Origin of the sequence: Marinobacterium profundum (assembly GCF_001528745.1) — a bacterium.
In the GTDB taxonomy this organism is placed as follows: Bacteria; Pseudomonadota; Gammaproteobacteria; order Pseudomonadales; family Balneatricaceae; genus Marinobacterium_A; species Marinobacterium_A profundum.
In genome coordinates this window covers 1-8,380 of record NZ_BCNS01000013.1, presented here as the reverse complement: position 1 = coordinate 8,380, position 8,380 = coordinate 1, and the positions used below count along the sequence as shown (strand labels likewise).

General features: G+C 56.3%; 7 protein-coding genes and 1 tRNA gene. 6 read left to right on the top strand and 2 right to left on the bottom strand.

All coding sequences use genetic code 11. The features are described 5' to 3' along the window. Positions 1 to 352 precede the first annotated feature (352 nt). Positions 353 to 1,747 carry a sigma-54 dependent transcriptional regulator gene (locus MPRO_RS01095; RefSeq protein WP_245635001.1) on the bottom strand — a complete coding sequence of 465 codons (1,395 nt, stop codon included), beginning with the start codon at positions 1,745 to 1,747 and terminating at the stop codon, positions 353 to 355. Between the two features lie 265 nt (positions 1,748 to 2,012). Between MPRO_RS01095 and MPRO_RS01090 the strand changes: the two genes are divergently transcribed. From MPRO_RS01090 to MPRO_RS01080, 3 genes are all read left to right on the top strand, one after another. Next, positions 2,013 to 3,857 (top strand): ExeA family protein, encoded by a 1,845-nt coding sequence (locus tag MPRO_RS01090; protein WP_082708381.1) that lies wholly within the window; start codon positions 2,013 to 2,015, stop codon positions 3,855 to 3,857. Between the two features lie 167 nt (positions 3,858 to 4,024). Continuing rightward, the gene (locus MPRO_RS01085) at positions 4,025 to 4,807 is read left to right on the top strand and encodes a general secretion pathway protein GspB (RefSeq protein WP_067286010.1); all 783 of its coding nucleotides are present in this window, start codon (positions 4,025 to 4,027) and stop codon (positions 4,805 to 4,807) included. A gap of 49 nt (positions 4,808 to 4,856) precedes the next feature. Beyond that, a tRNA-Thr gene (locus tag MPRO_RS01080) sits at positions 4,857 to 4,932 on the top strand. Between the two features lie 207 nt (positions 4,933 to 5,139). On the opposite strand, the gene MPRO_RS01075 is transcribed toward MPRO_RS01080, so the two are convergent. After that, positions 5,140 to 6,027 carry a LysR family transcriptional regulator gene (locus MPRO_RS01075; protein ID WP_067286008.1) on the bottom strand — a complete coding sequence of 296 codons (888 nt, stop codon included), beginning with the start codon at positions 6,025 to 6,027 and terminating at the stop codon, positions 5,140 to 5,142. 140 nt (positions 6,028 to 6,167) lie between these two features. Here MPRO_RS01075 and MPRO_RS01070 point away from each other — a divergent pair, with 140 nt between their 5' ends. From MPRO_RS01070 to MPRO_RS01060, 3 genes are all read left to right on the top strand, one after another. Then, positions 6,168 to 6,869 carry a CoA transferase subunit A gene (locus tag MPRO_RS01070; RefSeq protein WP_067286006.1) on the top strand — a complete coding sequence of 234 codons (702 nt, stop codon included), beginning with the start codon at positions 6,168 to 6,170 and terminating at the stop codon, positions 6,867 to 6,869. A gap of 79 nt (positions 6,870 to 6,948) precedes the next feature. Further along, positions 6,949 to 7,605, top strand: coding sequence for a CoA transferase subunit B (locus MPRO_RS01065; protein WP_067286005.1), 657 nt, complete (start codon positions 6,949 to 6,951; stop codon positions 7,603 to 7,605). 223 nt (positions 7,606 to 7,828) lie between these two features. Further along, on the top strand, positions 7,829 to 8,083 hold the full coding sequence (locus MPRO_RS01060) for a DUF1456 family protein (RefSeq protein ID WP_067286003.1): 255 nt from the start codon (positions 7,829 to 7,831) through the stop codon (positions 8,081 to 8,083). Positions 8,084 to 8,380: the final 297 nt, after the last annotated feature.

Below are 8,380 nucleotides of genomic sequence, written 5' to 3'. Positions count from 1 at the left end.
TGTGAAAATTCGGCACATTTCACGCCAATAATCTAATTATTTGTTTTATAAAAGAATGTTCTAGATAGGGTGAGCTTGTGAAAAACTGAAATACCAGGAGGCTGTCCTAGAATGCTGGCCGTAGCGAGAGCCGACTGATTTGAGCGGGTTTTTGCGGTGTTTTAAGGCGAATAGTGGTTCTATTTAACGCAAAACAGCACAAAAAACAGCCAAACTCAGGTGGCTCGCAGTAGGTTGAGTATTGTCGGACAGCCTCCTAGGTCCGGTGGTTTTTGGTTTGAGCGCTCATTGGCCGTAATACTTACCGCTTCCAGGTGATGGTTTCACAGCGCTATAAAGCAATGCTACACCCTTAACGCATCTTGTACTTTTCCATCAGGCGATAGAGCGTGACGCGGGACACACCGAGCATGCGGGCCGCCTTTGACACGTTGTTGTTGCTCAGTTCCAGGTTTTGCCGAATAGCCTGCATTTCTGCGCGGTTACGCGCGTCTTGCAAGGTGATTTGCTGGCCACTGCTGCAGACACTGTCGTCCAGTCCCAGGTCCGTCGGAGTCACCAGACGGTTATCGCTCATAACCATGGCACGACGGATACGGTTGATCAGTTCGCGCACATTGCCGGGCCATGCATAGGCGTTGAGGGCGGACAGCGCCTGCTGGCTAAAACCGCGTACATGGCAGCCCTGTTCATTGCGAAATTTCTGGAAGAAATAACGTGCCAGCAATTCGATATCACCATCGCGCTCACGCAGCGGTGGCACCTTAATAGTGAGCACATTTAGCCGATAGAAGAGATCCTCACGAAAGTCGCTTACCTCAACGGCCTGTTCCAGATCAATATGGGTGGCGCCGATCAGCCGGGCGTTGACGCGGATGCTGTCGTTACTGCCCAGGCGTTCCAGCGTTTGTTCCTGCAGGAAACGCAGCAGTTGTGCCTGGGTGTCGAGCGGCAGATCGCCTATTTCGTCCAGAAAAAGGGTGCCGCCGGCGGCGGCTTCAAGACGGCCAATCTTGCGTTTGTAGGCGCCTGCAAAGGCATCCTTTTCATAGCCAAACAACTCCGAGTGCACCAGCGTATCAGGTAGTGAACCACAGTTTACGGCGATAAAGGGACCCTTGTGGCGTGCTGAGCGTTGGTGAATAGCGCGGGCAATGAGCTCCTTGCCGGTGCCGCTCTCACCGTTAATCAGCACCGGGGCCTCGGCCGTGGCGACTTTGCGGATTTGCTTGAATATTTCCATGATGGCGGGGCTTGCCCCCACCATGTGAAACTCATCCAGCAGCGATAGTTGCTTGTCTTCCAGCTTGCGCAGCCGGCTTATGCCATAGGCATGACCCAGTGTGGCCTGCAGGTAGCTCTGGTTTTCATTTAGTGGCAGGGTGAAGTAATCGTAGAAGTTTTCAAACAGCATGCGTCTGAAAGCGTGATCGCGCATGACTTCCGGCGTCGTCAGAGCGATCCAGTTGGTGTGTTGATCCTGGTGAAAAAAATCTTCGATTTCATCCCGATCCTGAATCGAGGGCCAGTCAAGCATTACCAGGCCGACGCAGTAATCATGCTTGCGCAGGGAATCACGGGCAGCGTCTATCGTGGTCACGTGCTCTAGCGTCCAGCCATGCAGGTTGAGATTCAGGCTGGAGGCACGATTCTGCTCGCAAATGTCCAGAAACAGTGCGGTGCGGGCGACCCTGCCCGTTGATTCCAGATGCGGTCCCTGATTCTCTGCGGCGGTTGAAAGGCTCATTATTTTTACAGCGTAAGTGAATTTTAATGGGAGATTTAATGTAATTGTGTATCGATTTTGAAACAAGTATAGAAGCTGCCTCTTAGGTATAACTGGAAATTGATGCATTATTTTCAAAGTTTAAATGCGCGCCTTTCACGCAGGGAGTTAATCTCTGACGTCTGTTCCGCCTGATTTTACGGCGGTAATTTTGCATCGGGGCAGCCGGTAAAAAGCACAGGCACCATGTATAGTTACTCCATGTCGGGCCTGGATGGCAATGCTGATGTACAACAACTATTTTGGTTTGAGTGAGTCGCCGTTCTCGATAGCGCCCAACCCCCGTTATCTTTTTCTCAGTGAGCAATATCAGGAAGCGCTGGCCCATCTGTTGTACGGTATCGGCAGTAATGGCGGCTTTGTTCTACTCACAGGAGAGGTTGGTACCGGTAAAACCACTGTATGTCGGTGCCTGCTGGAGCAGATGCCGGACAATACCGATGTCGCGATGATTTTGAACCCCAAGGCCAGCGTCGAGGAGTTGCTGTCGGCGCTCTGTGATGAGCTGGCTATCGCCTATCCGCCGGGCGATCAGGTACGCAGCAAAACCTATATCGATCTGATTAATCGCCATCTGCTTGATGCTCATGCCAGGGGGCGCAGTACCGTACTGATTATCGATGAGGCGCAAAACCTGGGTGTTACGCTGCTGGAACAGGTTCGCTTGCTCACCAACCTTGAGACCAACGAATGCAAGCTGTTGCAGATTGTGCTGGTGGGCCAGCCGGAGCTGCTGGAGCTACTGGCCCGCCCGGAGCTGCGCCAGTTGTCGCAGCGCATTACGGCCCGCTATCACCTGGGCGCGCTGTCGCTGAAAGATCTGGAAGCCTATATCGTGCATCGCCTGGCGGTGGCGGGTCTGAATCGGCCGATCTTTCCGGTCTCAACGCTCAAACGTCTGTATCGGCTGTCTGGCGGCATACCGCGGGTCGTGAATATTCTCTGCGACCGGGCCTTGCTCGGCAGCTTTGTGCAGCGGGACAATCATGTTGAAGTTGCGACCCTGATCAAGGCATCCCGCGAGGTCTTCGGTGATGAGGCGGCACTGCGACTGTCGCCTAAAGACAGCTGGCGCTGGTTGCTGGCGTTGGCGGTGGCCGCCGTGCTGGCCGCCTGGCTGGTGGGCTTTGCGGCGGCGGCCTGGGTCGCCGATGGCGCCAGGGTACCCGCGTTCGAGATGCCATCGCTGGAGCGGTTGTCGAGCTTCAGTCTGTTTGATGTGCCTCCCGGTGAGACGACTGTGGCCGAGCAGAGTGCCGCGACCGCGACTGTTTCGGCGGCCGGTGTGCCCAGAGCACAGCCCAAGTCATCGGCAATGGCAACCGTAGCTGCCGACTCCGTGACATCACAGCTTTATACTCCGACTTCACAAAATGCGCCGCCCGTTGCAGCACTTGCTGTGCCGTCTGCTTTAGAGGCGCAGGGTAGAGCGCCGGATCGAGTCTCGGCACAGGGCTTTCGCTGGCAGGCCCAGCCGGACAAGGACCTGGCATTGGTGCAGGCCTATCGGGCGCTCTTTGCCGCCTGGAAACTGGAATACGACCCGCGCCAAAATCCGGTGGTTTGTCGCTTTGCCGAGACCCAGGGGCTGGGGTGCCTGGTGACAGGTGGCGATTTGATTTCGTTGCAGCAACTTAATCGCCCTGCGGTGGTTAGCCTAAAAACCGATGCAGGGCTGGTGCACGCGACCTTGCTGGAACTGAATGACGAAGCAGCGCGCCTGACGGTAGGAGGGGCTTTGATGGATGTGCCCTATGATGAACTTGAGCGGCGCTGGCCTGGTAGCTATACCCTGCTGTGGCGTGTGCCGGCGCAATACAGCGCACCTATTTGGCCCGGAGCTCGGGGCGCCAGTGTGGAGTGGCTGAGTCAGCAAATGGCGCTTATCAATGGCGCTGTTCAGCTGGAGGCCGGTGATCGTTATGACGCAAAACTGGTCGAGCAGGTGGGGCTGTTTCAGATGCGACAGGGCCTTAGCGTCGATGCGGTGGTGGGGCCCATCACCGCTATTCATCTAAATACCCATACCCGCAATGATCTTCCCTTGCTTGCATCCAGGCGGGAGCGTTAGGCTCTGTTGATGTTTGCGAATGCAACCCTGACGGGCCGGGGCTGTTTTCGCACAATACGGCGTTGCTCGTCGCTTATTTGGAACAACCAAACCGCGCAACTCGCGCCTTGCCTTGAGCGAAAACAGGCCCGGCAGGGCATATCCTCAAACGTCTACAGAGCCTAGCCATGTCCTATATCCTGGATGCCCTGAAACAGTCTGAAGGCCAGCGCAAGCAGGATGCTCCGTCCGAGGCGCAGTCGGCCCAGGCGTTCGCTGTGCGCAAGCCTCCACCACGGAATTCGGGTCGCTTGCCGCTGGCCGTGGCGCTGGTAGTGGGTGTAGCCGTGCTGGGCTGGTGGACTCTGGACCGAACAGACAGCGCTAGGGTAGGGGCTGCATCCAAAGCCGCAGCGACGCCTGTGCGGTCTGCTGCCTTGGTTGGGACGCAGGATTCCGGTGGCACAGGCGCCACCCAAGCTGCGCCTGCAGCTGAAATGCCTACGGGGGTCGCCGAAATGATAGTTGCGGCCATCGGCAACGATGACCTTAAGGGGGTGCGCATCCAGTTGCAGGAGCCTGCGCCTGTGGTCAGTCCGCGGCCTAGCACCGAAGCTGTGCGTTTTGACGCCGTCCGTCTGGACGTTGACCGTGAGCCTGCGTATACAAACCGCACAGGGCAGAACCAGTCCGGTGTGGGTGTAGGCGAGAACAAGCAGAGCACTATAGACCCCTATGCGGGGATGCCATACCGGCGTCAGTTGCCGGTGGATGTACAGCGCAGCCTGCCGGAGATTGCGTTTAGTGTGCACATCTATTCAAAAGACCCCGCATCGCGCCGAGTCAAGATTGGTGAGCGCATGATGCGCGAAGGCCAGAACATTACACCGCAGCTACGACTGGAAGAGATTATTCCCAAGGGCGTAATCCTCAGCTACGAGGATTACCGTTTTCGGATGAGTGCACTCTGACGCCTTGGCAGGCTAGTTAATAAATCAAAGGTCGATTTTTAGGGTTCAGGCCGCAGTAACTCAGTCGGTAGAGTAGCTGATTCGTAATCAGCAAGCCGGAGGTTCGATCCCTCTCTGCGGCACCATTTATGTTTTCCAGATCTTCCCGCAGTTGCTGCGTTTTAGGTTGGGCAGCGCTGCTATTAACCCGGTGGACAAATAGGTTCCCTCCCTATTTGTCCGTCACGACAGAAAAACTAGCGCAAGTGCATGGACTTGCTGGTTTTTCTGGCGTTCGCATTGGCCTGCGGCCAATGATGAAGCATCCCTGCTTCATGTATTAACCCGCCGGGTTAATATTTCTTGAAGGTCTCGTTCAATACGTCAATCAGCGCCCGCGCCGCAACGGATAGCTGGTGGTTGCTGCGGGTCAGGATACCTACACGGCGCGAAATGGACGGTTCCGCCAGGGAAACGCAGCGGGCACCGAGCTCCTGCATCTGCTGGCGGCACAGGGCCGGTACGGCACTGACGCCAAGGCCTGTTGCAACCATGCGACCTACGGTCACGAGCTGGTGGGCTTCAAAGGCCACGCGCGGTGCCAAGCCCTGCTTAGCCAACTGGCTTTCCATCAGGATTCGCAGACTGGAGGGGCGTTGCAGCGTGATGAAGTCGTGTTGCAGCAGTTGCTTCCAGGACAGGGGATTTATATCTGAGTCCGGGTGGCCGGGGGGCAGGACGGCAATGAACTCATCGCTAAAGAGCGGGCGAAACAGCATATCGTCGCTGGCGCCTGGGTCGAAAGTCACACCCACCTCGACCCGATTCTGGCGCACCATGTCCACAACCTGCTCGGCGATGACATCATGTACTTCGATATTGATGCGCGGATAGAGCTCGCGATAGCGCAGCAGCGCCTGGGGCAGTAGTGAGCTGGCAAAGGAGGGCATGGCGGCAATGGCGATCTTGCCGAGCTGCAGGGCAAAACGCTGGTGCAGTTCTTCTTCTACACTGTCCCATTCGGCCATCAAGCGTTCAGCGATGGGCAAGAGCACGTCGCCCTCGGGCGTCAGCGCTATGGTGCGGGTGGTACGGTTGAACAGACGGCCGCCCAGGGACTCTTCCAGTTTCTTGATTGCCAGGCTCAGGGCCGGTTGTGACAGGTGAACCCGAACGCTGGCCTCGGCAAAACTGAGGGTGCGGGCGACGGCAATAAAGGCGCGCAATTGCTTGATGGTCATGTTTTGGTATCAGGGTAGCTGTTTGTTGTTTTACAAGGTAAATGAATAAATAAAAAAATCAAACTTAATAAATATATTGAGTTGCGGCACACTGGCTAGCAAGTGAGGCACAGTGGCTAACAATAATCAGGAGTGGCGAGATGGCCGGTTTCGATAAAGTTGTAAATACCTATGAAGAGGCACTGGCTGGCCTCGAAAGCGGAATGACCGTGATTGCCGGTGGATTTGGCCTGTGCGGTATTCCGGAAAACCTGATTGCGCGCATCAAGCAGATGGGCGTAAAGGATCTGACCATTGTGTCGAACAACTGCGGCGTGGATGGTTTTGGTCTTGGTGTACTGCTGGAAGACCGCCAGATCCGCAAGATGATCTCGTCCTATGTGGGTGAAAACGCTCTGTTCGAAAAGCAGCTGCTGGCCGGTGAACTGGAGGTCGAACTGACGCCCCAGGGGACCCTGGCCGAGAAAATGCGTGCAGGCGGTGCCGGTATCCCGGCATTCTTTACCGCCACGGGCTTTGGTACACCTGTTGCCGAAGGCAAGGAAGTACGCGAGTTCAATGGTCGTTCCTACATCATGGAAGAATCGGTTACCGGTGATTTCGCCATCGTCAAAGGGTGGAAAGCCGATCGCTACGGCAACGTCATGTACCGTCACACCGCGCAGAACTTCAACCCCATGGCGGCGACTGCCGGCAAGATTACGGTGGTGGAAGTGGAAGAAATTGTTGAACCGGGCGAACTTGAGCCGAGCCAGATACACACGCCGGGCATCTACGTTCAGCGCGTAATCAAGGGTACCTTTGAGAAGCGGATCGAGCAGCGCACCCTGCGTCAGGCGTAAGCGCCCCCGGCTTTCATCAATAACAAATTCAGTGAGCCCCAGGCCCCAGGCGGGTGGCTCCAGCGCAAGAGGCAGAACAATGGCACTTTCCCGCGAACAGATTGCAATGCGCGTAGCGCGCGAACTTCAAGATGGCTTCTATGTGAATCTGGGCATCGGTATTCCGACCCTGGTGGCCAACTATGTACCCGAAGGCATGGAAGTGATGCTGCAGTCCGAAAATGGCCTGCTGGGCATGGGCGCTTTCCCCACCGAAGCTGAGCTGGATGCGGACATGATCAATGCCGGCAAGCAGACAGTAACCGCGATTCCCGGTGCGTCTATTTTTTCGTCGGCTGAATCCTTCGCCATGATCCGCGGTGGCCATGTTGACCTGACCGTACTGGGTGCTTTCGAGGTGGATGTGCAGGGCAATATCGCGTCCTGGATGATTCCTGGCAAACTGATCAAGGGCATGGGCGGCGCCATGGATCTGGTGGCCGGTGCTGACAACATAATTGTAACCATGACCCATGCTTCCAAGCACGGCGAATCCAAACTGCTGGACAGCTGCACGCTGCCGCTGACCGGTGCCGGTTGCATCAAGAAAGTGCTGACGGATCTGGCCTGGCTTGAGATCGAAGATGGCGCCTTCATCCTGCGCGAACGTGCCCCCGGCGTATCGGTTGAGGAAATCGTTGCCAAAACCGCTGGCAAGCTGATAGTGCCTGATCATGTTCCTGAAATGACGTTTTAGGCTTTTCCCCGCTTTACCGTTTCTATACTGTCAATCCCTTTGGGCCCGGCTGGAGTTTCGACTCCCGCCGGGCTTTTTTTTGTTGGCTGCTATGGGACTGCTGCGGCATTGATTATCTTTGCGACACAGGCGTTAGTACGGACAGTTTTGCTGTAGAGTAGGGCGCCTGAGTAACTGTGCCGTTTTAGCGGCTCTTTATCGATATTGACTGACCGGATTGACGATGACGAACAACGATGTACTGAAAAAACTGCGTATTGCCCTGGACCTGAAAGAAGCGGATCTGTTCGCGATCTTCGCGCTCACCGAGCACAGTGTCAACAAGGCTGAGCTGTCGGGTTATTTCCGCAAACTGGGTCACAAGAACTACAAGGAATGCAGCGACGAAGTGCTGGAAGCTTTTCTGGATGGTTACATACTGTTCCGTCGCGGACCCAAGGATGCACCGGTGGATGTCGACGGGGCTGAAGCCGAGTAAGACACACTCTAAGGGGCTAGGGGCTAGGGGCTAGGGGCTAGGGGCTAGGGGCTAGGGGACTAACTGCTACTTGCTACAGGCAACTGCCAGAGAGTGCTTTGGTGAGGGGCTGAGGCTGGAGCCTCCTAGTTGTCGACCCAGACAACGCGCAGCGGTTCGCCAAAATCATCGTAGATAACCTGCTGGCGCGGTGCGCGCTGGCGGGTTTTCTGTGCTGGCGCAGGGGATTGCCTGCGGCGGGGGGCGATGGCAACCAGAACCTCAGGCCACGCGGTGCGGGTCTGGTTGGGCTGGACG